Below are 25,949 nucleotides of genomic sequence, written 5' to 3'. Positions count from 1 at the left end.
TCATCCTCAGATCGGTGTCGGGCGTGGGCCAGGAACGGGAGACGGATCTGGTGCAGGGTCTGGTATGGGGCTGGGGCCGGGATGCGGACCGGGGGCTGGCTCCGGAAAAGGTTGTGGCGGTGTCGGGGTCATGGCGTCCTCCTTGTTATTGCAAACGTCAGCTTGCCAGCGAGGTTCCCCAACAGGCGCCGCCCTGCCTAGAGGAGTCGGCCGGATACGATCACAATTCTCGTGATACGAGCAAAGTGGAGCAAGCGATGCTGTCTGCCCCGCGACGAAGGGCGGATCCTGCGCTATGTGCTTGAAAAGGGCATGCATGCAGCAGGTGGTCTTCGGCGATCCGGTTGCGTATCGAGCCGGCCCATTTAAGTGTTAGAGCTAAGCAACTGTTGAGAATGGGAAGGGACAAACCATGAGCGACAAGGAAGACCGTATCCGCCAGCGGGCCTATGAGAAGTGGCAGAAGGAAGGTGAAAGCCATGGCTGGCATGACCGCCACTGGGCCGAAGCCGAAGCCGAAGTCAGCGCCGAGGATCAGCCTTTGGGATCAGATGCTTCAGCAACGCCGATGATGGACGATGCCGGCATGCCAAGCGACAATGAGATCAAGAGCGATGCCGGCGCTTCGGCCGCAAGTGCTGCGGTTGCAGGCGTGGACACCAAGAAGTCGCGCGCCCCGGCTGCCGCCAAGAAGCCGGCAGCCAGGAAGACGGCGAAGTCCGCCTAAGCCGTCGCCAGCAAGGCGACGGGGCAATCCCCCAAGACATCGGCGAGGCGCAACGTCTCGCCGATGTTCGTTTCGGCCGATGTGAGACGGTTGGTCAGGTTGCGATTAGTGAACGCCGTTGGCAGCACAACCGCCGTATCGCCCCAGTCCGCTGCACCTTCGCCGTTCAGTGCAAGCGGCAGACGGGGAACGACAACCAGAACAGCGTCATCGCCTTTGCTGCGCAGATAGGCAACGGCGTGATCGCGCTTTTCGCCGGTGATTTCGAGCGGACGGTAGTCACCAGATGCGAAGAGGTCTGGCTGGGCGTTTCGCAAGGCGAGACCGGTTGCGATCAGGCGCTGCTTGGCTGTTCCTGATGCGATGGCCTCCTGCCAAGACGTTCTGTTATCCGATGCAAGTGTTTCAGAAAGCTCGTCGAAATTGACGGAACGGCGGTTGTCGGGGTCGACGAGACTGAGATCTTCGCCTTCTGCGCCCTGGTAGATGTCGGGGATGCCGGGAGCCGTCAGCTTGATCAGCGTCTGGCTTAGAGCATTGATGCGACCGGCCGCGGTGAAAGGCTTCAGGACAGCGTCGAAGTCGTCTTGGAAGGCGCGATTGTCCGGCGCAAAAAGGCGCTCGGCATAGGCTTTCACGGCCGCTTCATAGGCTTCGTTATTGTCGGACCAGTCGGTGCGGCGCTTGCCTTCGCGTAGCGCTTTTTCGACGTAGGGAAGGAAGCGCTCCTTGAGAGAGGTCAGCGTTTCGGGGTCGCTTTCGCCGGTCCATATGCCAGCAAGGGCTTGATAAAGCAGCCATTCCGTGTCCGGCTCGGGAGCTGGGCCATCGTCGAGCTGCTTCACGGCAACCGCATGCATGGTGCGCCAGCGGGCGACGGCTTGCGCCCAGACCTTCGGTGCTTCGGAGATGGCATAGAGACGCGCGCGGGCGTCTTCGCCGCGCTTGGTGTCGTGGGTGGAAGTCCCAAGCAAACCATGGGGTTGCTCGGAAACACGGGCCTTCATCTTGTCGTGGAAACGCTCCACGGAGCCCACGGGTTCGGCGGGATCGCAGCCGACTTCGTTGAGCGCGATGAGCTTGTTGAAGCGGTAGAAGAGGGTGTCTTCCACCGACTTTGCAGTGACCGGACCGGTCAGTTGCTGGAAGCGAGTCGTGATTTCCGCAGCACCATTCGACGATATGGCAGCGCCAAACAGGCAATCCATGACGACATCGATAGCTGATCCAGCAATATGGTCCGAGGCTTTCGCATTTGCTGCGACCTGGCCGAGCAGTTTGCGATCTTCGTCGCGAACACCCTCATTGTTGATGTAGGTTCGATAGACGGGAAAGGCGACGACGATGGCGGCGATGGCATCGCGGATGGCGTCTTGGGAGAGATCGTTTCCGATCGACGCCTTGGCCAGCCGCGTCAGCCCCTTCAGCTCGGTTTCAAAGTTTTCCGTCACCATCACCTGCTTGGCGCGGCGGCGTTCGGCTTCGAGATCGACCGGTGTGCCGAGAAGATCGGCATAGGCCTTGTCGAGTTCGGCGGTCTTTGAGCCGTCGCTGAGGAGGTCGGCGATGGCTGCGGTGAATTCGTAGCCGGTGGTGCCTTCGATCGGCCAATCCTGAGCAAGCACCTCTTCACCATTGAGGATCTTCTCCACCACGAGATAGGTGTCGGGACCGATGGCGGCGCGGAGCTGGTCGAGATAGGCTTTGGGATCGGCGAGGCCGTCGACATGGTCGACGCGCAGCCCATCGACCTTGCCGGAACGGACGAGTTCGAGGATCAGGCGGTGGACGTCATCGAAGATGGCGGGGTCTTCGACGCGTACTCCGACAAGGCCGGTAACCTCGAAGAAGCGGCGGTAGCTCAGATGCTTGCGCGCGGTTTTCCAGAAGGTCAGCTGGTAGGGCTGACGGGCATGCAGAGCTTCGAGGAAGGCGCGGTCGCCGGACAGCTTATCGACGGTCTCTTCCGTGATGCCGTCGACCGTGTCGGGATGAAGCGGAAAGAGGTTGTCGAAGTAAGCGAGGACCGGCTTGCCGCTATCGATCTTCAGCGTGATCTCGCCATCGGCGGCGGCTTCGTCGAAGGGCTTGCCGAGGGTCGGCAGGGTCAGGCGTTCACGCCAGTCGATGTCGAAATGGCGGGCATAGGGGCTGTCCTGGCCGAGTTCGATGACGCTCCGCCACCACGGATTGTCCAACGATGCCGCCATGTGGTTGGGCACAATGTCGAGGATGAGGCCGAAACCGTGTTGCTTTAGGGCAGCACTCAGGCGCTCGAACCCTTCACGGCCACCGATGGCCGGATCGATCTCGTTATGGTCGGTGACGTCATAGCCATGGGTGGAGCCGGCAGCGGCCGAGAAGATCGGCGAGGCATAGACGTGGCTGATGCCGAGCGCCTTCAGGTAAGGCAGGATCGCGACGGCCTTGTCGAAGGTGAAGCCTTCGCGGAATTGCAGGCGATAGGTACTGGTGGGCAGCATCAGGATTTCGGGCGCTCCGCGCGCATCACCGCGCAAATGGATTGGAAGAAGGGGGCGTCGGCGAGGTCTTCGATCGGGACCGAGTTCTTCAGCCGCCAGTTCGGATAGCTGTCGACGGTGCCGGGCAGGTTGGTGGGCTTTTCTTCGCCGGTGAGATCGGCAAGGCGAACGCCGGCCAGAAGCGACGGGGTGCGGGCCACCATGCGGTGCGTCGCGACCATGATGGTTTCGGGCAGTTCCGATGCCTTGTCGCCCGCAGCTTTCTCAGCGTGTTTGCGGTCCTTCTCGTCGAGCACGCGGAACCACGACATGCCTTCGACCAGCTTGGCGCGCTCTTCCGCGCGCGTTTCGCGCTGGTCTTCCGCCGCTTCCTCGTCGATCAAGCCGTGTTCAAGACGCAGATCGACATCGTCGCCGCGCCACCAGCCGCGCAGGGTCGGCAGGTCGTGGGTAGACAGGCAGGCAAGAGCGAGCGGCGGATAATCCTTCGGTGCGAAGAAGCCGCCTTCGTCCTTTTCGAAGTAAAGGATGCGGTAGGACAGGATGCTTGTGTCGCGCATGACATCCTGAAAACCTTCCGGCACATAGCCGAGATCTTCGCCGATGATGACGGTGCCGTTTTCCTGCGAGACCTCGGTAAGGATCCGCAGCATGTCCTCGATCGGATAATGCAGGTAAGCGCCATCCGCCGGCTTGCCGCCCTTCGGCACGAGAAAGAGCTGCCACAGCGCCATGGCGTGGTCGATGCGCAGCGCGCCGGCATGGCGGGTGAGCGCCTGCATGGTCTGTTTGTATCGCGCGAAATCGGTGCGGCGCATGGTGGTGGGCGAGGGTGGGGCGAGACCCCATTCCTGACCTTCGGCCGTGAAGAAGTCCGGCGGTGCGCCGATCGTCATGTCCGGCAGAACGAGGTCTGGCGTGCTCCACGTGGCGGAGCCATCGGGCGACTCGCCGACCGCGAAATCGAGATAAAGGCCAATCCGCATGCCAGCTTCACGAGCGGCTTTGGCGGCTTCCCCGAGCTGTGTATCGGCCAGCCATTGCAGCCAGACATGGAAGGACACGCTGTCATGCTCTTCCTGCTCGAAGGACGCGACGGCCTGCGAGCGGATGTCCTGGAAGGAACCCGGCCAGCTCGACCAGCCGGCGCCGTATCCACCCGCGACCATGGAGGCCGACAGCGCTTCAAACAGGGCATGGCCGCGCAGGGGATCGCCGCCGTCACGGCGGAAGGCGTCGAAGCTGTCCTTGGCGTAGCCGGTGTCTGACGGCCAGGCGTCCTGCCAGCGCGCCCAGATGAGGCGCAGGGCGGCAAGCTTAATGCGCGCGACTTGGGCGTAATCGACAGCATCGAGCGAGCGAAGTGCTTCCAAATCGGCTGGATCGGCATCGTCGGCAGCGAAGCCCGGAACCTGATCCACGGCGATGTAGAGCGGGTTTAGGAACAGGCGGTTCGACGGCGAAAACGGGCTGCAGCGCGCGGGATCGGACAGAAACTGGGCATGTAGCGGATTGACGCCGACGAATTCCGCTCCGGCTTGCGCCACTGTGCGGCTGAAGGCGGCGAGATCGGCGAAGTCGCCGATGCCCCAGTTACGGGCCGAGCGCAGCTCATAAAGCATCAGGGACACGCCCCAGGCGGGCTTGTCAGTCAACCAGTCCGGCAGGGCGCAGATGCTGCCGGGAACGGCGCGCATCACCGGCGGCTTGATCGATCCGGCGGCGGCGAGGCTCGCCTCGACCTGCGGCTCATCCTCGCAGGGAATTCCAAGCGCGGTCAGGATCGCGCGCTTGGTGTCGTCGGAAATCTGCAGTTCCTCGCCGTCCGGCGCGGTGTGACTGAGCCCGACACCGTAGTGCCGGGCCAGGTCGTCCAATGCATCTGTTTTCATGAAGCGAACTATTCTCGGCCATCATCGAGTGCGTAGAACATCGAGCGCGGCGGCAGTGTTCCGTCTCCTTCGCTCGTCCCGTTTCCAGGTTCGGAAAAGAGGATCGCGCCGATCGCCGGAGGGACCGAAGCGGTTTCACCACCGAGATTGGCGCGCAGCGACAGACGCTTGGTGCCAAAGTCCCAGTCAACGGCCAGAACGTCTGCGTCGCTAGCAATGATCGTTCCGGAATCGCCACCAGCCTCTGCGAGAAGCGGCACGATCCTGTCGTGCCGCAGCTTGAGGAGCGTCTTGTAGAAGGAAAGCCACTCGCTTCCCTCCGCCTTGCTCCAGTCGAGCTTGGAACACGTGAACGTGTCTGCGGCGTTGGGATCGGGAATCTGCTTCTGCTTTTCCTCGTCGCGGAAGGCCGCGAACTTCGCGAATTCATGGCGACGGCCATTGCGCACGGCATCGGCCAGTTCGCCGTGGAAGTCGGTGAAGAAGAAGAACGGGTTGGTTTCGCCCCATTCTTCGCCCATGAACAGCAGCGGGATATGTGGCGACAGGAGATGCACGGCGACCAGCGCGCGCAGCAGCTTTTCGTCGGTCAGGGAAATCAGACGCTCGCCAAGTGCGCGGTTTCCCACCTGATCGTGGTTCTGCAGGAAGTCCACGAAGGCCGTCGGCGGCAGATGCGTGCTGGGCTCGCCGCGTGGCTTGTTGTCGTTGTGAGGGGCCGGTTCGCCCTGGTAGGCGAAACCTTCGGCGAGCGTGCGGGCGAGCTTTTGCAGCGGTTCGTCCGCGAAGTCCTCGTAATAACCGTCAGTCTCATCCGTCGCCACAACATGCGCGGCATTGTGGAAGTCGTCGTTCCATTCGCCGCTATGCAGGGTGATCTCGCCACCCGGCCCGCGTTCATGCAGGAGCGTGATGTTGCGATTGTCTTCGGTGGTCGTGTGGATGTGGCGGTCAGGGAATCTTTCGCGGATGACCTGCGCGAGCTCGATCAGCAGCTCGATCTCGGAATCCGGGTCCTGCACCTGATCGACGGCATCGAGCCGCAGACCGTCGATGCGGAACTCATCCAGCCAGTAGAGCGCATTGTCCAGGAAGTAGGAGCGCACATCCGGCTTCTCATAAGCGATCGCACCGCCCCAAGGCGTGTGGCGCTCGGGATGGAAGAAGTCGGGCGCGAGCTTCGGGATGTAGTTCCCGTCCGGGCCGAAGTGGTTGTAAACGGCGTCGAGAATGACCATCAAGCCATGGCCATGCGCGGCATCGATCAGCGCCTTCAGGTCGTCTGGCGTGCCGTAAGCGTTGTGGGGCGCGTAAAGCAGCACGCCGTCATAGCCCCAGCCGCGGTTGCCGCCGAACTGTGCCACCGGCAGAAGTTCGATTGCCGTGATGCCGAGCTCAACCAGATGCGGCAGCTTGTCGATGGCCGCGCGGAACGTGCCTTCATCAGTGAAGGTGCCGACATGCAGCTCGTAAAAGACGGTTTCTTCCCACGGGCGGCCCTTCCAGTCGGCGTTCTGCCACTGGTAGGCGGTCGGATTGGTCAACAGCGAGGGGCCATGAACATCGCCTTGCTGAGCGCGCGAAGCGGGGTCAGGCACCGCAAAGCCATCGGGAAACACGAAGCTATAGGCGGCCGACGGTGCCACGCTGGATTGTTCCAGCGTGAACCAGCCGCGCTCGTCGCGCTGCATTAGAGTGTCGAGGCCATCAAGACGCAGCGAAAGCTGTTCGGCTCCGGGTGCCCACACTCGGAACTGAACGCGTCCATCATCCAGCCAGACCGGCCCCCAGCGGGTGTCGGTGCTCGATGTCATAGGGTGGTCTCCAGGAGAACCAGCGCGCGGCCTTCGACGCGGTACTGGTTACCGTTGACCTTTGCCGCACGCTTGGGCGAGGCCACACCGGTGGCGCTGTCGATCAGCACCGTCCAGCCATCCTCAAAGCCGGCCGGAATGGTGAAGTCGAGCGGCTCATAATGAGCGTTGAACAGGATCGCGAGACGCTCTTCCGCGCCGGCCAGAAGCACGGCCATGGAGCGCGTCAGGCCATTGTCCCAATCGCCCTGTTCCATGGCTTCGCCGCTCGGGCGGAGCCAATGCACGTCCTGCGTGCCCTGATCGTCGACCGTATCGCCATGCAGGAACTTGCGCTGGCCGAGAAGCGAGCGCGTGCGGCGGATGCGGATGACGTTGGACACGAACGTGCGGAACGCTTCGTCGCGTTCGCTGATGCCGTGCCATTGCAGCCAGTTCAGTTCGTTGTCCTGGCAATAGGTGTTGTTGTTGCCATTCTGGGTGCGGCCGACTTCATCGCCCATCAACAGCATCGGCGTGCCCTGCGACAGCAGGGTTGTGGCGACGAGGTTGCGGCGCATGCGGTCACGCAGATCGAGGACTGCCGGATCGTCGGTCGCGCCTTCGACGCCGCAATTCCAGCTCAAATTGTGCGAGTGGCCGTCATTGTTGTCTTCGCCATTCGCCTCATTGTGCTTCTCATTGTAGGACACGACGTCCATCAGCGTGAAGCCGTCATGGGCGGTGACGAAGGACACGCAGGCCCAAGGCTTGCGACCGCGCTTTTCGAACAGGTTGGATGCGCCGAGCAGGTTGGATGCGAGTTCCGGCGCCATGCCGTCGTCGCCCTTCCAGTAAGCGCGAACATTGTCGCGATACTTGTCGTTCCATTCGGCCCAGAGCGGCGCATAATTGCCGACCTGATAGCCGCCCGGACCCGTATCCCACGGCTCAGCAATCATCTTCACGGCCGACAGAACCGGGTCCTGGCGGATCGCATCGAAGAACACTGCGGACGGATCGAATTGGTCGCGGTCGCGGCCGAGCGTGGAAGCGAGGTCAAAGCGGAAGCCGTCGACATGGCATTCCTGCACCCAGTAGCGCAGCGAATCCATCACCATCTGCAACACGCGCTCATGGCGCAGGTTGACGTTGTTGCCGCAACCGGTGGTGTCGTAATAATAGCGGGGATCGTCGGCCAGCACGTAATAGCTGGCATTGTCGATGCCGCGGAACGACAGCGTCGGGCCGTTCTGGTTGCCTTCGGCCGTGTGGTTGTAAACCACGTCGAGGATGACCTCGATGCCGGCTTCATGCAGGCGGCGAACCATGAGTTTGAACTCATGAATGCCGGCGCCGGGCGAGATGTAGCGCGTGGCAGGCGCGAAGAAGCCGATCGTGTTGTAGCCCCAGTAGTTCGTCAGACCACGGTCCACCAGATGGCCGTCGTTGAAGAAGGACTGCGTCGGCATCAGCTCGACGGCGGTGACGCCGAGCTTGACGAGATGATCGACGACATCGGGATCGGCGAGGCCGGCAAAGGTGCCGCGCAGCTGTGGCGGCAGCTCGGAGCGCAGGGCCGTCATGCCCTTCACATGCGCTTCATAGATCACCGTGTCCTGCCACGGCACGTTGGGGCGGATGTCGTTGCCCCAGGTCACGGCTGGATCGACCACGACGCATTTCGGCATGATCGACGCAGAATCGCGGCGGTCGAACGACAGATCGCCGCGCGCGCTGCCCATGCGATAGCCAAACGCCGCATCGTGCCAGCGCATTTCGCCGCGCAGCTCGAGCGCGTAGGGGTCGATCAGCAGCTTATTGGGGTTGAAGCGGTGGCCGGCTTCCGGCGCGTAGGGACCGTGCACGCGGTAGCCGTAGAGCTGGCCGGGGCGAACATTCGGGAAATAGCCGTGAAACACTTCATGCGTGTATTCCGGCAGCGCGATACGGTCGATCTCGCGCCGGCCGTTGCTGTCAAACAGACACAGCTCGACCTTCGTCGCATTGGCGGAAAACAGGGCGAAGTTGGTGCCCAAACCATCCCATCGCGCACCGAGATGAGTGGGAGAACCTGGAAGAACGCGACGGCTGGCCTGCGGCATGAAAGCTCACTATTCGGGGGTCAGGAAGATGGTGGCGAGTGGTGGGATCGTCAGGCTGAGCGAAGCGGGCCGGCCATGCAGGCCCGTGTCATCTGCTTTGATGTTCCAACTGTTTACTACGTCCGACCCGCCAAAGCGTTCCGAGTCGCTGTTCAAGATTTCGCGCCAGTTTCCGCCGACCGGCGCACCGATGCGGTAACCCTCGCGCACCACCGGCGTCATGTTGGACACGACGATCACTGGCTTGGAACTGTCCGTGCCCTTGCGGATGAAGGAGAACACGCTGTTTTCGGCGTCGCCACCCTCGATCCATTCGAAGCCGGCCGGATCGCAATCCAGCTCATGCAGAGCGGGATTGTCGCGATAGATGCCGTTCAGCTCTCGCACGAGATCCTGCACGCCCTTGTGCATGGGATCATCCAGCAGATGCCAATCCAGCGAATGATCGTGGTTCCATTCACGCTCCTGCGCAATCTCCCCGCCCATGAAAAGCAGCTTCTTGCCGGGATGGCCCCACATGAAGGACAGGTAGGCGCGCAGGTTGGCGAACTTCTGCCAGCGATCGCCCGGCATCTTGTTCAACAGCGAGCCCTTGCCATGAACGACTTCGTCATGGCTGAGCGGCAGCACGAAGTTCTCGGAATAGGCATAAACCATCCCGAAGGTCATCAGATGGTGATGATACTTCCGGTTGATCGGGTCCTCTTCCATGTAACGCAGGGTGTCGTTCATCCACCCCATGTTCCACTTGTAGGAGAAGCCCAGACCACCCTTGTCGACCGGACGGCTGACATCAGGCCAGGCCGTGGATTCCTCGGCGATGGTGATGGCACCCGGGAAGCGTTCCTCGATGCGCTGATTGGTTGATTTAAGGAAGTCGACCGCATCGAGGTTTTCACGGCCACCGAAGCGGTTGGGAATCCACTCGCCGGGCTGGCGGGAATAATCGAGGTACAGCATCGAGGCCACCGCATCGACGCGCAGCGCGTCGACGTGGAAGCGGTCGATCCAGTAAAGCGCGCTGGCCTGGAGGAAGTTCGACACTTCCAGCCGGCCGAAATTATAAATCAGCGTATTCCAGTCCTTGTGGAAGCCAAGGCGCGGGTCTTCGTGCTCGTACAGCGCGGTGCCGTCGAAACGGGCGAGGCCGTGCTGGTCGGACGGAAAATGCGCCGGCACCCAATCCGTAATGACGCCGATGCCGGCTTGGTGCAGCTGATCAACGAGGCGGGCAAAGCCTTCCGGCGAGCCGAAGCGGCTGGTGGGCGCAAACAGGCCGACAGGCTGGTAGCCCCACGACCCCGAGAAAGGATGCTCGGTGACCGGCATGAACTCGACATGGGTGAAGCCCATTTCGGTGACATAAGGCACGAGCAGATCGGCGATCGTGTCGTAGTCCAGCACTTCGTCATTGCCGCCCTTGCGCCAGGAGGCCAGGTGCAGCTCGTAAACGGAAATCGGCTGTGATGTGGCCTGCGCCTGCGCGCGGGTCTGCATCCATGTGTCGTCACGCCACTGATGCACAAACTCGCCAGCCACGACGGAAGCGGTTCGAGGTGGAAGCTCGGCGGAAAAGCCGACCGGATCGGCCTTTTGCGGCAGGACCTCGCCGTGAACGCCGAGGATCTCGTATTTGTAAACGGCCCCCTTCGTCACGCCGGGAACGAACAGCTCCCAAACGCCAACGCCCCAACGCTTGCGCATCGGCAAGCGGCGGCCGTCCCAGACGTTGAAGTCGCCGACAACGCTGACGCGGCGCGCATTCGGCGCCCAAACGGCAAACACCGTGCCATCGACACCATCGATCGTGGTGGGATGTGCGCCAAGGCGGTTGTAATATTCGAGATGCCGACCTTCGCCGAGCAGGTACTCGTCGAGTTCACCCAGCACCGCCGGAAAACGGTAAGGGTCTTCCTGGATCCATTCGTGCTCGCCGGCCGTCATCTTCAGCCGGTAAGGAAAGCGCTCAGTCTTTCCCTTGATGAAGCTCGAGAAGAAGCCTTCGCGATGGACATTGTCCAGTTCGGCGATGACTTCGTCCTTCGGCCCGATCACCGTGACGGTCGCGGCCTGCGGGGCAAAGACGTTGATGGCGACGGGCTCGCCGTTACCGCCTTGCAGACCCAGCACGGCAAAGACATTGCCGTGACGGCCGCGAACGATCGCCTCGATGTCCGAGGCGTAAGCTGCTTGTTTCTCGCTCATGCGGCTGTCTCCGTATCCAGCAGTTCAAGCAGCCCGTGCAGGGGGACGCCGAGCCAGGCCGGGCGGTTGGCAAGCTCATAGCCGACTTCGTAGACTGCCTTCTGGATGATGAAGAGGTCGAGCAGGGCCTGCGCGAAATCTTCGTCCTCGATCGCGGTCGGGCAACCCTGCACGCCGCCGAAATAGGCTGCGAGGAACTCGGCGCTGACAGCATCGCGCCACCGCTTGGCATGGTCTACAACGGCATCCTGCGTTTCAGGCAGCCCGTCCTGGGTGACGGTCGAAGCGGCATAATCGAGCGAACGCAGCATGCCGGCAACATCGCGCAGCGGCGAGAACTTGCCGCGACGCTCTTCCACCGACCGGCGTGGTTCGCCTTCGAAGTCGATGATCATGACATCGTTCTGCGCCACCAGAAGCTGGCCAAGATGGTAGTCGCCGTGAATGCGCGAACGGGCACCCGATGGCTTCATGTCGGCGGCTTTGGCGATGCGCTTCAAGAGCGCGTCGCGCTGGTCGAGCAGTGCGCGGGCAGCAGTCGCGGTTTCACCCGTCAAGCCGCCTGCGGCACCAGCCAAGCGGTCAAGCACCGTATTCGCCTCGTCACTTGCCTCGCTGATCCAGCCCTTCAGGTCGTCGGCCGTAATCGGCTCGACGGCAAAAGCCGGATCGTCAGTCTGGGCCGCCAGGGCGCAATGCAGTTCGGCGGTGCGCTGTCCCAGCACTTCACCGACGGAGAGCGGGAAGGCGTAGGCCAGCGTGTGGTTGGCCGCATCGTCCGACGCCGGCTCGGTGCCGCGCAATTCGTCCTCGATTCCACGCTTCAGCGCGTCGGTGACCACCTTCCAGGCATCGCCCTGATTGCGGACATAAGCAAAGGCCGAAGCCAGCATCGTCGGCTCGCCATCGACAGGCTGGTGCTCGATTGAGCCGAGATAGGCCGGCGTGTTTTCGAAATGCGCGACGTCGGTCAGGAAGCGCGCCACCTCGACATCCGGTTGCACGCCGGAACGCAGGCGGCGATACAGTTTCAGCACCACGGCGTCGCCAAAGGCGATCGACACATTGCTCTGTTCCACGCCAAGCGGCTTGATCTCGCCTTCGGTTTCGATGGCGGCCAGACCGCTGCTGCCAGTGAACACGACCTTGCCGTTGTCAGCGCCATCGATGACCTGATTGTCGCGCATGCCTTGCAGCAGGCGCGCAGCCAAATCTTCATCCACCGACCCGTCGATCAGCGCGCCGACCCGGTTGGTGCGGCGCAGCTTCGCGATGGTGTAGGAGAGCTTCGGCGCGCCATGGGTGATGTTTTCCTCGCCCCAGCGCGACGACATCGGCAGGAAATATTGCTGCGTGCCGCCATCGAGTTCAACATCGACGATCGACAACGCATGCTGTCCATTGCCAAGTTCGCCAAGCACACGCACATCCGCACTGCGGAGCTTCCGATCCTTGGCGCCGAACCAGCGCTGAAGCTTCAGGAACTGCGGCAGGATATCGGCATCGAAGGTGCGCTTGTCTCGGGTCTTCAAGGCAGTGTCGACCCGGCCGTCACGTGTGGTCAGCGTGATGAATTCCGGCAGGATTTCCGGCAGCGCCTGGTGCCATGACGGCGCCTGCGCCTCGTCAGCCAGAACGAACCAGTAGAAGCCATAAGCCGGCAAAGTGATGAGATAAGGCAGGTCGCCGACCGGCGGGAAAGCGGAGCGTCCCAGCAGTTCGATCGGGACTGCGCCCTTCCAGCGCGCAAGGTCGAGTTCCACGGCCTGGGCTGCGCGCGACAGGTTCGCGACGCACAGCGTCGAGCGGCCTTCATGCTCGCGCACATAAGCGAGGATCTTGCGGTTGCCGGGATAAAGCAGGGTCATCTCGCCTCGCCCGAATTCCGGATGCTCCTTGCGCACGGCTACGATGCGGCGCATCCAGTTCAAGAGCGAGGACGGATCGCGGTCCTGGCTTTCGACATTGATGGTCTGATAGCCGTAATTGGGATCGAGGATCGCCGGCAGATAAAGCTGCTGCGGATTGGCGCGTGAAAAGCCGCCATTGCGATCCTGCGACCACTGCATCGGCGTGCGAACGCCGTCGCGATCGCCGAGATAGTAATTGTCGCCCATGCCGATTTCGTCGCCGTAATACAGGATCGGCGTGCCCGGCATGGACAATAGCAGCGAATTCATCAGCTCGATCTTGCGCCGGTCATTCTGCATGAGGGGCGCAAGACGGCGGCGGATGCCGAGATTGATGCGGGCGCGGCTGTCTTCGGCATAAGTGCGCCATAGATAATCGCGCTCCTGATCCGTCACCATTTCAAGCGTCAGCTCGTCATGGTTGCGCAGGAAGATGCCCCACTGGCAGCCTTCCGGAATGTCGGGCGTCTGGCGGATGATGTCGGTGAGCGGGTGCCGGTCTTCCTGCGCAACCGCCATATACATGCGCGGCATCAGCGGGAAGTGGAAGCCCATATGGCATTCGTCGCCCTCGCCGAAATAAGGGCGCGTGTCTTCCGGCCACTGGTTGGCTTCGGCCAACAGCATGCGGTCGGAATAGTTCTTGTCGAGCTCGGCGCGGATCGCCTTCAGCACGTCATGCGTCTCGGGCAGGTTCTCGTTGTTGGTGCCTTCGCGCTCGATCAGATAGGGGATCGCGTCGAGGCGCAGACCGTCGACGCCCATGTCGAGCCAGTAGTTCATGACCTCGACGACTTCCTTCAACACGCGCGGATTGTCGAAGTTGAGGTCGGGCTGGTGGGAATAGAAGCGGTGCCAGAAGAAGGCGCCGGCAACCGGGTCCCAGGTCCAGTTGGACTTTTCCGTATCGGTGAAGATGATGCGGGTTTCAGGGAACTTGGTGTCGGTATCTGACCACACATACATGTCGCGCGCGGGCGAACCCGGAGGCGAGTTGCGCGCTTCCTGGAACCACGGATGCTGGTCGGACGTGTGATTGATGACCAGTTCGGTAATGACGCGCAAACCGCGGCGATGCGCTTCGTCGATGAAACCCTTGAAGTCCGGCATGGTGCCGTAGGACGGGTTGATCGAGGTGTAATCGGCGATGTCATAGCCATCGTCGCGCAGCGGCGAAGGGTAGAAGGGCAGGAGCCAGATGGCGGTCGCGCCGAGCTGCTGCACATGGTCGAGCCGCCGCATCAGGCCGGCGAAGTCGCCCATGCCGTCATCGTTGGAATCCTGAAACGCCTTGACGTGGAGCTGGTAGATGACGGCGTCGCGATACCAGTCTGTCTGGGTGCGATCAATGAGGCCATCGTTGTTATGCTGCTCGGTTGTGGTCTGTTCGGTCATCATCTGCTCAGTCATGCTTGGCTTCGTCACGGGCGGCCGATCGTTCCATGGGCGTAAAGCCCATTGTTTGCTTCAAGGGCGCGGAGCGCCCGGCGGATACAGACGCCAGATCGCATAGGGCCGGGTTTGCGGATCAAGCTCGAGCGAATGGTTCTTGCCGTGCCAGGTGAAGCGGTTGCCATGCAGCATGTCCTCGACCTCGATCGAGGCATCATCCGGCAGATCGAACTCCCACAGCGGCAGCTCGAACTGGCAGGACTGCACATTGTGCGGATCGAGATTGACGTGGAACAGCAGGTAGTTCGACGTTGCGGGATCGAACTTGCCGTAGAACAGGATGTTGTCGTTGAAGGCCTTGAAGAACTTCAACGAGGTAAACTTCTGCAGCGCCGGGTTTTCGCGGCGCAGGCGGTTCACGAGGCGGATATCATCCTGGATGTTGCCGGGCTGGTCCATGTCCCAGATGCGGATCTGGTACTTCTCGGAATCGAGATACTCTTCCTTGCCCGGCATGGGGGCTGCGTCGCAGATCTCGTAGCCGTTATAGATGCCGTAATTCCCGGCCAGCGTCGCAGCCAGCACCAGCCGGGTGCGGAAGCCGGGGCGGCCGGAGGTCTGGAGATAGACCGGGTTGATATCCGGCGTATTGGCGAAGAAATTCGGCCGCATGGTGTGGCGGCATTCTTCCGTCGTCAGCTCGGTGAGATATTCTTCGAGCTCCCACTTCTCGTTGCGCCAGGTGAAGTAGGAATAGGATTGGCTGTAGCCGACCTTGCCCAACCGCTTCATCACCTTGGGGCGCGTGAAAGCTTCGGCGAGGAAGATCACGTCGGGGTGCTTGTCATGCACGTCGGCGATCATCCATTCCCAGAATGGGAAGGGCTTGGTGTGCGGATTGTCGACGCGGAAGATCTTCACGCCGTGCTCGACCCAGTAAAGCACCACATCGCGCAGCGCATACCAAAGGCCGGGAATGGCATCGCGGTAGAAGTGGACATTGACGATGTCCTCATACTTCTTCGGCGGGTTTTCGGCGAACTTGATGGTGCCGTCCGGCCGCCAGTCGAACCATTCCGGATGCTGCTTGATCCAGGGATGGTCGGGCGAGCACTGGATGGCAAAGTCGAGCGCGATTTCGAGACCATGCTCGTGGGCGGCCGCCACCAGCGCATCGAAATCCTCAATCGTACCGAGTTCGGGATGCACGGCGTCATGCCCGCCATCGGCCGAACCGATCGCGTAGGGGCTGCCGACATCGTCCGGACCCGGCGTCAGCGTGTTGTTGCAGCCCTTGCGGTTGGTCTTGCCGATCGGGTGGATCGGCGTGAAATACAGCACGTCGAAGCCGAGATCCTGGACATAAGGCAGGCGCTCGATGACATCGCGGAACGTGCCGTGACGGTTTTCGTCATCGGTCATGGAGCGTGGCATCAGCTCATACCAGGCCGAGAAGGCCGCTGCCTTGCGATCCACCCAGACAGGCAGTTCCTTGTCGTAGCGGGTGAGGTTGGCACGCTGCGCCGCCTGCTTCATCCATGCCGTCACGTCTTTCGACAGGAGCAGGTTGAGCAGCGCGTCTTCGTCCTTGGTGGCTGCCAACTCGCTTGCAACGGGAAGAGCAGGCGCGCCGTCGCGCGGGTTCTTGATCGCCGCTTCCACGAGGTTGCGGCCTTCCGTCAGTTCGAGCGTAACCTTCTGGCCCGCTGCCACCTTCTTGCGGATCTCGTAAGCCCACTGCGCATACAGATCGCGCCAAGCGATGACCGTGAAGGCAGCGAGGCCGTTTCGCTCGAACACCAGCTCGCCGCGCCAGCGATCGTTGATCACGAAGGTCAGCGGTGCTTCAGCCCACGGCCCATCCTTGCCTTCGCGGTACAGCAGAGCTGCGTCGAAGGTCTCGTGGCCGTCGCCGAAGATGTCGACTTCCACAACGAGCGGCTCGCCGACAACGGTCTTCGCCGGAAAACGGCCGCCGTCGATTTCGGGATCAATGCCCTCGATGGCGATGCGGCTTGCGGCAAGACGATCCAGGCGCTCGCGCGAGGCTTTTTCACCGTTGTCGATCGTGGCCGGTACAGACCGCAGGCCAGGCTTTGCCGCAGCACTCATTTCGCATCCCCCTGCGTATGACTGTTGGATGGTAGATGGAACGAGGAAGCGGAGTGGCAATGCTCGGGCTTGAGGCTTTGCGCGGCTGAACACGTCTGAAACATCAGGCGGAACCTTGGATCGTGGGCGGGCGGGGTTCCAGACCGAAACTGCCCCGATCAAGCTTGGTTCCCGCAGGGTCGCTCATGGACAACCGCCGCAACCTCATGCGCTCAATAGAAAACGTCGCCTCACCAAAGGTTTGCCGATAATCGCGGCAGAAACAAAAAGGGAGGCTCGAAGCCTCCCTTTTTCGATATTCAAGCAGCGCGCTTTCTGGCGACGCGGGCGCGGATGCTTTCGACATCCGCGCGCGGCGTGGCCGCAAACAACGTCTTGGTATAATCGTGCTGCGGGTCGGAAAACACCGCGTCGCGCGTGCCGTATTCCACGGCCTCGCCGTAATACATCACCATCACCTCGTCGGCGATGTAGCGCACGACCGAGAGGTCGTGGCTGATGAAGACGTAAGTGAGTTGGAACTCGTCCTGCAGGTCGGCGAGCAGGTTTAGCACCTGCGCCTGCACTGACAGGTCGAGTGCCGACACCGGCTCGTCCAGCACCAGCAGGCGTGGATTGAGCATCAGCGCGCGGGCAATGGCGATGCGCTGGCGCTGGCCACCCGAAAACATGTGCGGATAGCGGTTGTAATGCTCTTCCGACAGGCCGACCTTCTTCAGCATGGCCATGGCGCGGTCACGCCGCTCGGAGGCGCCGACATTGGTGTTGATCTTGAGCGGTTCGCCGAGCACGTCGCCGATCTTCTGGCGCGGATTGAGCGAGCCATAGGGGTTCTGGAACACGATCTGCACCTTGCGGCGCAGTTCGGGCGTCAGGGCCGCCTTGTTGATGTCGATCGTCTGGCCATCGATCTTCAACTCGCCGGAGGTCGCCGGATCGATCAGCGTGATGATGCGCGCCAGCGTCGACTTTCCGCAGCCGCTTTCGCCCACGATCGCCAACGTCTTGCCCTGCTCCACAGAGAAGGAAACGCCCTTGACCGCATGAACGGTCTTGGCCTTGGCGAACAACCCGCCGGGAACATGGTAGTCGCGCTTGATGTCTTTGGCTTGAAGAACGATTTCGCTCATAGCGGGGCCTCCAGAGGGGGCGTTTTCACGGCAGACGCCGCTTCGAACTGATGTTGGAAATCGCCGATCGTGGGCAGACGGTCGCCGGTCGCATTATCGGGGAGGGCGGCGAGCAAGGCTTTCGTGTAGTTGCTTTGCGGGTTTTCGAAGAGGGAAAGCACATCGGCTTCTTCCATCTTCCGACCCTTGTATTGCACGACGACCCGATCGGCGGTTTCAGCGACCACACCCATATTATGGGTGATCATGATCAGCCCCATGCCGTGCTCTTCCTGGAGCTTCATGAGGAGGTCAAGGATCTGCTTCTGGATCGTCACGTCGAGTGCGGTTGTCGGCTCGTCGGCGATCAGAAGCTTGGGATTGCAGGCAATGGCAATGGCAATCATGACGCGCTGGCACTGACCGCCGGACATCTGGTGCGGATAGGAATTGAGGCGGTCGGCCGGATCGGGAATGCCGACCAGCGTCAGCAGTTCGATGGCGCGCTTGCGCCGCTCGGACTTGCCGAGGCTTAAGTGCTTGCGCAGCACTTCCTCGATCTGGAAGCCGATGGTGAAGCAGGGATTGAGGCTGGCCATCGGCTCCTGGAAGATCATGGCGACCTCGCGGCCGATGATCTTGCGACGCTCGCTCGCAGACATTGCGAGCATGTCCCGGCCATCGAACATCATGGAGTCGGCCTTCACCGTCGCCGAAGACGGCAAAAGGCCCATGACGGCAAGCATCGACACGGACTTGCCCGAGCCGCTTTCGCCGACCACGGCCAGCACTTCGCGCGGCTCGACCGTGATGTCGATGCCATTGACGGCCATAAATGGTCCGGTCGAAGTCTCGAACGAGACTGTCAGATTCTTGATATCGAGAAGGGGCATTATCCTACCGTTCTTCGAGGCCGCGCTCCCTGGCGCATGGTTGCAACCTTTGTGCGGGAATGCGGCCATGTGTGTTTCTTCACAATTTCATCCAGATGAACTATATTCAGCTTTCAAGGAGGTCCGCCATGGCCAACACCAACCAGCTTCCGCTGCCACCTGTTACGCCGGTTACCGGCCCTACCGGTCCGCGCCCAAGCTATTGATTATTCCACCACTCTTGATGCCTTGATAGCGTCGAGAGTGGATTCTGCCAAATGACCTGCCTCGACGCGCAGATGGATATAATCCGCATACATCGCCAGTTTCCTATCCGCCGCAAGCTCGGCGTAGCCCGTTGACCGCAAGTCTTCCACGATGAAGGCCAAAGACGCCAGCTGTCTTTGATAGCGTACGACCGGGTCGATGACGTCGCCCGGCAGAATATGCAGCTCCCTGGCGATTGTCGGGAAAATGATGCTTTCCGCTTCTTTTGGGACGAAGGCCGTGAACCGCGGATCCGCCTGCAACTTTCTTTCCATCGCAACTAAATCCTCATCAGCTTCTGCCTTCGTCCAGCGGAAGTTGTGCGCGCGGATCTCGGCTCTTAAAGCTGTCAGATAGTCGCGCACCTTTTCCCGCCGCCGTTCCGATTCAAGCCGTCGCTCGCGGGCATAGGTCACATACCAACCCGCGACGTTGACGAGACCGGCAATAACTGCCGCAAGGAGGGCTGGACCGATCCACGCCTCCACCTCAGCTCCGCTTCAGCTTCGGATCGAGCGCATCGCGCAAACCGTCGCCGACGAGGTTGATGGCAAGCACCGTGATGAGGATCGCAAGGCCGGGGAAGGTGACGACCCACCAGGCCCGCAGAATGAACTCGCGCGCTTCGGCCAGCATCGTGCCCCATTCCGGCGTCGGCGGCTGTGCACCCATGCCGAGGAAGCCGAGCGCTGCCGCATCCAGGATCGCGTTGGAGAAAGACAAAGTCGCCTGCACGATCAAAGGCGCCATGCAGTTCGGCAGGATGGTCTTGAACATCAGCCGGAAGTGGCCGGCGCCCGCAACGCGCGCTGCCGTCACATAGTCCTTGCTCTTTTCGGCCATCACGGCCGCTCGCGTCAAACGCACGAAATGCGGCTGCAGCACGAGCGCGATTGCGATCATCGCATTGGTAAGGCCGGGTCCGAGAACCGCCACCAGCACCAGCGCGAGAAGTAGGGACGGGAAGGCCAGGATGATGTCCATCACGCGCATGATCACGGTATCGACCCAGCCGCGCGCATAACCGGCAATCACGCCGATCACGATGCCGCCAACCAGGGCGATGGTGGTGACAACCACGCCGATGAACAGGGAATACTGCGCGCCATAAATCAGGCGAGACAGGATATCGCGACCCACTGCGTCGGTGCCGAGCGGGTAGGCCGAACGGCCGCCTTCCAACCACAGCGGCGGAACGAGAATGGCGTCGCGATACTGCGCCGAGGGCGCATGCGGTGCCAGGACGGAGGCGAGCAGCGCGATGACAACCAGCAGGGCGAAAACGATCAGGCCGAGAACGGCGCCCTTGTTTTCGCTGAAGTAATACCAGAACTCGGCAGCGCGGCGGTCGCGCTTCACCACCGGCTCCGTGGTCAGGGTTACGGCATCATTGGACATGGTGTTTTCCTCAGTGCCGGATACGGGGATTGATCAAACCGTAGAGCAGATCCACGATCAAATTCACCACCATGATGATGGCGGCGATCATCAACAGACCGCCCTGGATAACGGGATAATCGCGCCGGAACACGGAATCGACCATCCACTTGCCGATGCCCGGCCAGGAGAAGATCGTTTCGGTGAGAATGGCGCCAGCCAGCATCACGCCGACCTGCAGGCCGATCGTGGTAATCACGGGGATCATCGCATTGCGCAGCGCATGGACGCCGATGACGCGTAAGGGCGACAAGCCCTTGGCACGGGCGGTGCGGACATAATCTTCCGACAACACTTCCAGCATGGCCGAGCGCGTTTGGCGTGCGATCACGGCAAGCGGAATGGTGCCCAGAACGATGGTCGGCAGGATCAGGTGGCTTGCCGCCGACTTGAAAGCGCCGGCCTGACCCGAGATCAGGCTGTCGATCAGCATGAAGCCAGTGACCGGCGGGAAGAAGTACAGCAGCGAGATGCGGCCCGAAACGGGGGTCCACTGCAGGATGCCGGAAAACAGGATGATCAGCAGCAGGCCCCACCAGAAGATCGGCATGGAATAGCCGACGAGAGCGGTGCCCATGATGGTCTGGTCGAAAAAGGAGCCGCGCTTGATCGCCGCGAAGATGCCGGCCGGAATGCCCAGGATGATCGCGAACAGGATAGCGCAGATCGAGAGTTCGAGGGTTGCCGGAAACAGCGCGAAGAAGGATTCCAGGATCGGCTGCTTGGTGACGATCGACGTGCCGAAATCGCCGCGCAGGATGCCCCAGATATAATCCAGATATTGCACCACGATCGGGCGGTCAAAACCGAGCTGCGCCGAAATGATCGCGTGGCGCTCAGGCGACATCACGCGTTCGCCGGACAACAGCGCGACGGGATCGCCGGGAAGCAGGCGGATAAACGAAAAGGCGATGATCGACACGCCGATGAATGTGGGAATGAGCACTGCAAGGCGCCCAAGCAGGAAGCGGACCATGTCGGCTCCAATAAAACGAGAAGCCGGGCTGGCCGGCGGTCTTCAATGAACGAAGCGGGGACGGCCGCGTACCGGCCGTCCCCGCTTTTCTAAGTCAGACGTGCTTATTCCGCCAGATCGACGCCGTCAAAGGCGAAGTCGCCGAGCGGGCTCTGCACGAAACCGGTGACTTCCTTGCGCATCGGGACGACGGACAGGGAGTGGTCGACCGTGATCCAGGGTGCTTCCTTCTTGAAGATCACCTGGGCCTGTTCGTAGAGCTTGGTGCGCTCGGCCTGGTCGGAGCTTTCCTTCGCCTTGGTGACCAGATCGTCGAACTCCTTGTTGCACCACTGCGCGCGGTTGTTGCCGCCGATGGCGTCACAGCCGAGCAGGGTGTCGAGGAAGTTGTCCGGATCGCCATTGTCGCCGGTCCAGCCGAGGATAACCGCGCCGTCGCGGTCCTTGGCCTTCGAACGCTCAAGATATTCGGCCCATTCATAAGACACGATCTCGACATTCACGCCGACCTTGGCGAAGTCGGACTGCATCAGCTCGGCCGCGCGCCGCGCGTTCAGCATGTAAGGACGTGCAACCGGCATCGCCCAGACCTTCATCGACAGATCCTTGACGCCGGCATCTTCCAGCATCTTCTTGGCGGCTTCCGGATCGTAGGTGTCGTCCTGAACGGCGTCGTTATAGGACCACATCGTCGGCGGGATCGGGTTCTTGGCCGGCGTTGCCGCGCCCTGGAACACGGCATCGACGATCGCCTGCTTGTTGACGGCCATCGAAAGCGCCTTGCGCACTTCAACCTTGTCGAACGGCGCCTGCGTCGTGTTGAACGCGACATAAGCGATGTTGAGGCCTTCCTGCTCCTGAACGGTCAGAGCCGGGTTTGACTTCATCGCCTGCACGTCGGCAGCGTTCGGATAAGGCATCAGGTGGCATTCGCCGGCCTGCAGCTTCTGGTAGCGAACGGCGGCATCCGTGGTGATCGCGAAAACGAGATCGTCGATCTTCTGCTTGCCACCCCAGTAATCCGGATTGGCCTTGTAGCGGATCGCGGCGTCCTGCTGGTAGGCGACGAACTGGAACGGGCCGGTGCCCAGCGGCTGCTGGTTCAGCTTTTCCTTGGTGCCGGCAGCTTCGAGCTTGTCGGCATATTCCTTGGACATGATCGAGGCGAAAGGCATCGCCACATTGGCCAGGAACGGCGCTTCCTTGCGCTTCAGCTTGAACTTGACCGTCATGTCGTCGACCTTCTCGATCGAAGCGATCAGATCCGGGAAGCCCATGCCGGCGAAATATTCCCAGGAACCGCCAGCGATGTACTGGTTCCAGGGGTTGTCCTTGTTCATCTGGCGATCATAGGAGAAGATCACGTCGTCGGCGTTCAGATCGCGGGTCGGCGTGAAGTAGTCGGTGGTCTGGAACTTGACGCCCGAACGCAGCTTGAACGTGTATTCGAGGCCGTCCGCGGAGGTTTCGTAGCTCTCGGCCAGGCCCGGCTCGGTCTCGGTCGTGCCCTTCTTGAATTCGAGAAGGCGGTTATAGACCGTGTGTGCTGCCGCATCGAACGTGGTGCCGGCGGTGTAAAGGCCCGGATCGAAGCCTTCCGGCGATCCTTCCGAGCAGAACACGAACGTCTTTGCGCTCGCCGCTCCGCTTAGGATCGTTGCAGTCGCCAGCGCGGCCGCAAAGGTCATTTTTTTCAACATTACGCACTCCCCTGAAGTGGTTGGAGCTTGCATCCCAGTGCAGCCCTCGAGCCCGCATATAAACAGCGGGAAAATCGATTTGAAAAGCCCCATTGCTCGTTTTGCAGGCGTTGGTAAACGCGTGCCGGAACACTGCGCACAGCTATCTTGCCGCAGGCCCCATGGGCCAATCACTTTGCGGGGAGGGGGAAACAAGCAGAGGATTTGATCGTTGGGTCATTGTATCCCCAAAGAAAGGAAAGACCCATGTCTTTCAAGAAGATGTCTTTCAAGCAAATCACTGTCGTGACGGCGTCTGCCCTCGCTTTCTCAACCGCAGTTGCAAGCGCCCAGGTCGGAGGCGGCTCAATCGGTGGCAGCGGCACGGTTGGCGGCGGTGGATCGGTCGGCGGTGCCACCATCGGCGGCGGCAGCGGCTCAAGCGGAAGCGGCAGCAGTGGCGGCGTTGGCAATACGAGGCCGGCGCCCGGTTCACCGGTCACGCCAAACAGCCCTAACGCAAATTCCAGCAGCCAGATCAACCGCTCGACCGGCGCTGCCAGTTCAAACGGGACCGCTGGCACTCCGAACGCGAATGGCACGACGGGCACGTCTGCCACGACTGGCACGGAAGGGATCGAGCGGACGCCGGCCCCGGCGGTGACGCCCCCGCAAAGCATCATCGATCAGCCGAATGCGCCAGACATTCCGGCACCAAACGAGCCAAACAGCGACCCGGCGCAGCTCAATCTGCAGAATGGTCAGTCACAAAGCCCCTCCACCACGCAGTAAGCAGGCAGGGACTAAACATGAATATAGCGGGTCCAGCCCGCTATATTCATATCGAATAGAAGAAATACTTAAATCACGCGTCGGATGATTCAGTAGCCGCAGCCTTCGGCTTGCGGCCGCGCTTCTTTGGGGCGGGTGCGGGTTCCGGCTCAGGCTGCACCTCCGCTTCCTCACCAGCCTTGCGGCCTAGACCGAGGCTCTTGGCGAGTTCCGAACGCTGCGCGGCGTAGTTGGGCGCAACCATCGGATAATCGGCCGGCAGACCCCATTTGGTGCGGTAATCGTCCGGCGTCATGCCATAGCTGGTCATCAAATGACGCTTCAGCGAGCGGAATTTCTGGCCGTTTTCCAGACTGATCAGATAGTCCGGAGTGATCGATTTCTTGATCGGCACGGCTGGCTTCGGCGCTTCCACCGGCTCAGGCGCCTTCTGCTCGTTGCGCAGGCCTGCAAGGGCTGCATGAACTTCGCTGATCAGGATCGGCAGGTCGTTGGACCGCACCGCGTTCTTCGAAACATAGGCCGAAACAATGTCCGCCGTAAGCTCGGCCAAACTACTATTGTCGAGTTCCTCTACATCATTCGCCATCAAATCAAGCTCCTTATAGCAATAGGGAGGGATTACGCGGGCACAGAGGTATAGGCAAGTAGAGTTTTCGAGTAGAACGGTTTGTGTTCCCGCTTTTACCCAACGTAAAGTAGATGCCGTCGTGGGTCTTGCAAGGGATGTTCAGCGCAAAAAGCAAGCCTCGATCCTCTTTGCAGCCGGCAACTTACATGTGGATTGCCACCGGGAAGCAGCGTTCATGGTGCGGTCATACGGCGGCAGCGAAACTGCTGCCGCAATCAGCGGTGGCGTATCCCGTCTTACTTTTCCCAGCGGCTGAAATACAGCGCGAGCAGTGTGACCACGGCGCCCGACAAAAGATAACCGCCGGCCGCGATCAGGCCAAAATTGGCGGCAAGCAGCAGGCCGGCAAGCGGTGCGAAGCCGGCGCCGAACAGCCAGGCCAAATCCGAGGTCAAAGCCGATGCGGTGTAGCGGTAGCCTTTCTGGAAGTGGCTTGCGAGCGCGCCCGAAGATTGCCCGAACGACAGGCCAAGCAGGATGAAGCCGGTGATCATGAAGACGGTCTCACCTGCTGGACCGGCATCAAGAAGCTGCGGCGCGAACCCGCTGAAGGCTGCGATAGCGACGGCCGAGCCTGCAAGCAGCGTACGACGGCCAAGCCGATCAGCGAGATAACCGGACAGAACAACGGAGGCGATGCCGAACACCGCGCCGACGCCCTCGATGATCAGGAAGCGGGCAGGGCCTTCATCCGTGTAAAGAAACACGTAAGACAGCGGAAACACCGTCACCATGTGGAAAAGTGCAAAGCTCGCCAAAGGTGCGAAGCCGCCGAGAATGATGGCCGCACCCTGGGAGCGCAGCGTGTCGAATACCGGCGAAGGCTGAAGTTCGCGTGTTTCAAACAGATGCGTGTATTCCGGTGTCGACACGATACGCAGGCGTGCAAACAGCGCCACGACGTTGATGGCGAAAGCGACATAGAAGGGATAACGCCAGCCCCAGTCGTAGAAGTCCTCTGCCCCGAGATTGCCGACGAAGAAGGCGAACAGCGCGCTGGCAACCAGAAGCCCGATCGGTGCGCCGAGCTGCGGCACCATCGCATACCAGCCGCCGCGCTTTTCCGGCGCGTTCAAGGCGAGCAGCGAGGCAAGGCCGTCCCAAGTTCCGGCGAGAAACAGCCCCTGGCCGATACGAAACAGCGTCAAAGCCCAGATGGACGCCACGCCGATCGTCTCATAGCCGGGAATAAAGGCTACCGCGACGGTAGAGGTGCCGAGGCCGAACAGCGCGATCGTCAGCTTCACGCCCTTACCGTAGATGCGGTCAACCACTGTGAAGATCATGGTACCGATCGGGCGAGCGATGAAGCCCAGGGCGAAAATGGCAAAGGAATAAAGCGTCCCCATCAGCGGATCGACGAAGGGGAAAAACAGCTTCGGGAACACGATCACGGACGCGATCGCATAAACAAAGAAGTCGAAGGATTCCGAAGTGCGGCCGATCACGACGCCAACAGCGATGTCGTTGGGATTCACATCTTCGTGACGGGCGTTGATGAGCCGGGCGTCACGTTCGGCAGTGGTAGTCGGATGAACCATGGTCTTCGTACCGTCAGACTTCGAGA

Annotated in this window: 17 protein-coding genes; 2 read left to right on the top strand and 15 right to left on the bottom strand. The window is 61.3% G+C overall.

Going from position 1 to position 25,949, the window contains the following annotated elements:
• Positions 1–412 precede the first annotated feature (412 nt).
• Complete coding sequence (locus IE166_RS10870; RefSeq protein WP_189503734.1) at positions 413–727, top strand: DUF2934 domain-containing protein; 315 nt, start codon at positions 413–415, stop codon at positions 725–727.
• On the opposite strand, the gene treY is transcribed toward IE166_RS10870, so the two are convergent.
• The 13 genes from treY to IE166_RS10805 all read right to left on the bottom strand — a co-directional run bounded on the left by treY (position 724) and on the right by IE166_RS10805 (position 22,980).
• Positions 724–3,210, bottom strand: a complete 2,487-nt coding sequence (gene treY, locus IE166_RS10865) for a malto-oligosyltrehalose synthase (protein ID WP_456121151.1) — start codon at positions 3,208–3,210, stop codon at positions 724–726. The two genes, IE166_RS10870 and treY, sit on opposite strands and share 4 nt — an antisense overlap.
• Positions 3,210–5,102, bottom strand: coding sequence for a 4-alpha-glucanotransferase (gene malQ / locus IE166_RS10860; protein ID WP_189503732.1), 1,893 nt, complete (start codon positions 5,100–5,102; stop codon positions 3,210–3,212). The genes treY and malQ overlap by 1 nt, the downstream gene beginning before the upstream one ends.
• Before the next feature lie 8 nt (positions 5,103–5,110).
• Entirely contained in the window at positions 5,111–6,916 is a 1,806-nt protein-coding gene (gene treZ, locus IE166_RS10855; RefSeq protein WP_189503730.1) for a malto-oligosyltrehalose trehalohydrolase, read from the bottom strand.
• The gene (glgX, locus tag IE166_RS10850) at positions 6,913–9,000 is read right to left on the bottom strand and encodes a glycogen debranching protein GlgX (protein WP_189503728.1); all 2,088 of its coding nucleotides are present in this window, start codon (positions 8,998–9,000) and stop codon (positions 6,913–6,915) included. Before glgX ends, treZ begins: the two co-directional genes overlap by 4 nt.
• Positions 9,001–9,009: 9 nt before the next feature.
• Positions 9,010–11,205, bottom strand: a complete 2,196-nt coding sequence (gene glgB / locus IE166_RS10845) for a 1,4-alpha-glucan branching protein GlgB (protein WP_189503726.1) — start codon at positions 11,203–11,205, stop codon at positions 9,010–9,012.
• Entirely contained in the window at positions 11,202–14,525 is a 3,324-nt protein-coding gene (gene treS, locus IE166_RS10840; protein WP_244641443.1) for a maltose alpha-D-glucosyltransferase, read from the bottom strand. The genes glgB and treS overlap by 4 nt, the downstream gene beginning before the upstream one ends.
• A 57-nt stretch (positions 14,526–14,582) precedes the next feature.
• Positions 14,583–16,619 (bottom strand): alpha-1,4-glucan--maltose-1-phosphate maltosyltransferase, encoded by a 2,037-nt coding sequence (locus IE166_RS10835; RefSeq protein ID WP_189503724.1) that lies wholly within the window; start codon positions 16,617–16,619, stop codon positions 14,583–14,585.
• Between the two features lie 299 nt (positions 16,620–16,918).
• On the bottom strand, positions 16,919–17,749 hold the full coding sequence (locus IE166_RS10830) for a dipeptide ABC transporter ATP-binding protein (protein ID WP_189503722.1): 831 nt from the start codon (positions 17,747–17,749) through the stop codon (positions 16,919–16,921).
• Positions 17,746–18,621: an ABC transporter ATP-binding protein gene (locus IE166_RS10825; RefSeq protein WP_189503720.1), complete on the bottom strand. Its 876-nt coding sequence runs from the start codon at positions 18,619–18,621 to the stop codon at positions 17,746–17,748. The genes IE166_RS10830 and IE166_RS10825 overlap by 4 nt, the downstream gene beginning before the upstream one ends.
• A 206-nt stretch (positions 18,622–18,827) precedes the next feature.
• On the bottom strand, positions 18,828–19,355 hold the full coding sequence (locus IE166_RS10820) for a hypothetical protein (protein ID WP_189503718.1): 528 nt from the start codon (positions 19,353–19,355) through the stop codon (positions 18,828–18,830).
• 1 nt (position 19,356) lies between these two features.
• On the bottom strand, positions 19,357–20,265 hold the full coding sequence (locus IE166_RS10815) for an ABC transporter permease subunit (RefSeq protein ID WP_189503716.1): 909 nt from the start codon (positions 20,263–20,265) through the stop codon (positions 19,357–19,359).
• 10 nt (positions 20,266–20,275) lie between these two features.
• The gene (locus tag IE166_RS10810) at positions 20,276–21,280 is read right to left on the bottom strand and encodes an ABC transporter permease subunit (RefSeq protein ID WP_189503714.1); all 1,005 of its coding nucleotides are present in this window, start codon (positions 21,278–21,280) and stop codon (positions 20,276–20,278) included.
• Positions 21,281–21,384: 104 nt separating this feature from the next.
• On the bottom strand, positions 21,385–22,980 hold the full coding sequence (locus IE166_RS10805; protein WP_189503712.1) for an ABC transporter substrate-binding protein: 1,596 nt from the start codon (positions 22,978–22,980) through the stop codon (positions 21,385–21,387).
• A 246-nt stretch (positions 22,981–23,226) separates the two neighbouring features.
• Here IE166_RS10805 and IE166_RS10800 point away from each other — a divergent pair, with 246 nt between their 5' ends.
• Positions 23,227–23,751, top strand: a complete 525-nt coding sequence (locus IE166_RS10800; RefSeq protein WP_189503709.1) for a hypothetical protein — start codon at positions 23,227–23,229, stop codon at positions 23,749–23,751.
• 73 nt (positions 23,752–23,824) lie between these two features.
• On the opposite strand, the gene IE166_RS10795 is transcribed toward IE166_RS10800, so the two are convergent.
• The gene (locus IE166_RS10795; protein WP_189503707.1) at positions 23,825–24,340 is read right to left on the bottom strand and encodes a MucR family transcriptional regulator; all 516 of its coding nucleotides are present in this window, start codon (positions 24,338–24,340) and stop codon (positions 23,825–23,827) included.
• A gap of 278 nt (positions 24,341–24,618) precedes the next feature.
• Positions 24,619–25,923 carry an MFS transporter gene (locus IE166_RS10790; RefSeq protein ID WP_189505850.1) on the bottom strand — a complete coding sequence of 435 codons (1,305 nt, stop codon included), beginning with the start codon at positions 25,921–25,923 and terminating at the stop codon, positions 24,619–24,621.
• Positions 25,924–25,949 lie beyond the last annotated feature (26 nt).

Origin of the sequence: Tianweitania populi, from assembly GCF_014652875.1 — a bacterium.
GTDB lineage: Bacteria > Pseudomonadota > Alphaproteobacteria > Rhizobiales > Rhizobiaceae > Tianweitania > Tianweitania populi.
Note: the sequence above shows the minus strand (reverse complement) of the source record. Positions and strands in the feature narration are given on the sequence as shown.

Coding starts and splice junctions, on each gene's coding strand:
- glgB (WP_189503726.1), bottom strand. CDS start 11,205: ATGAGCGAGAAACAAGCAGCTTACGCCTCGGACATCGAGGCGATCGTT.
- glgX (WP_189503728.1), bottom strand. CDS start 9,000: ATGCCGCAGGCCAGCCGTCGCGTTCTTCCAGGTTCTCCCACTCATCTC.
- IE166_RS10790 (WP_189505850.1), bottom strand. CDS start 25,923: ATGGTTCATCCGACTACCACTGCCGAACGTGACGCCCGGCTCATCAAC.
- treZ (WP_189503730.1), bottom strand. CDS start 6,916: ATGACATCGAGCACCGACACCCGCTGGGGGCCGGTCTGGCTGGATGAT.
- IE166_RS10810 (WP_189503714.1), bottom strand. CDS start 21,280: ATGGTCCGCTTCCTGCTTGGGCGCCTTGCAGTGCTCATTCCCACATTC.
- treS (WP_244641443.1), bottom strand. CDS start 14,525: ATGACTGAGCAGATGATGACCGAACAGACCACAACCGAGCAGCATAAC.
- IE166_RS10835 (WP_189503724.1), bottom strand. CDS start 16,619: ATGAGTGCTGCGGCAAAGCCTGGCCTGCGGTCTGTACCGGCCACGATC.
- IE166_RS10825 (WP_189503720.1), bottom strand. CDS start 18,621: ATGCCCCTTCTCGATATCAAGAATCTGACAGTCTCGTTCGAGACTTCG.
- treY (WP_456121151.1), bottom strand. CDS start 3,210: ATGCTGCCCACCAGTACCTATCGCCTGCAATTCCGCGAAGGCTTCACC.
- IE166_RS10800 (WP_189503709.1), top strand. CDS start 23,227: ATGTCTTTCAAGAAGATGTCTTTCAAGCAAATCACTGTCGTGACGGCG.
- IE166_RS10795 (WP_189503707.1), bottom strand. CDS start 24,340: ATGGCGAATGATGTAGAGGAACTCGACAATAGTAGTTTGGCCGAGCTT.
- malQ (WP_189503732.1), bottom strand. CDS start 5,102: ATGAAAACAGATGCATTGGACGACCTGGCCCGGCACTACGGTGTCGGG.
- IE166_RS10870 (WP_189503734.1), top strand. CDS start 413: ATGAGCGACAAGGAAGACCGTATCCGCCAGCGGGCCTATGAGAAGTGG.
- IE166_RS10830 (WP_189503722.1), bottom strand. CDS start 17,749: ATGAGCGAAATCGTTCTTCAAGCCAAAGACATCAAGCGCGACTACCAT.
- IE166_RS10805 (WP_189503712.1), bottom strand. CDS start 22,980: ATGTTGAAAAAAATGACCTTTGCGGCCGCGCTGGCGACTGCAACGATC.
- IE166_RS10815 (WP_189503716.1), bottom strand. CDS start 20,265: ATGTCCAATGATGCCGTAACCCTGACCACGGAGCCGGTGGTGAAGCGC.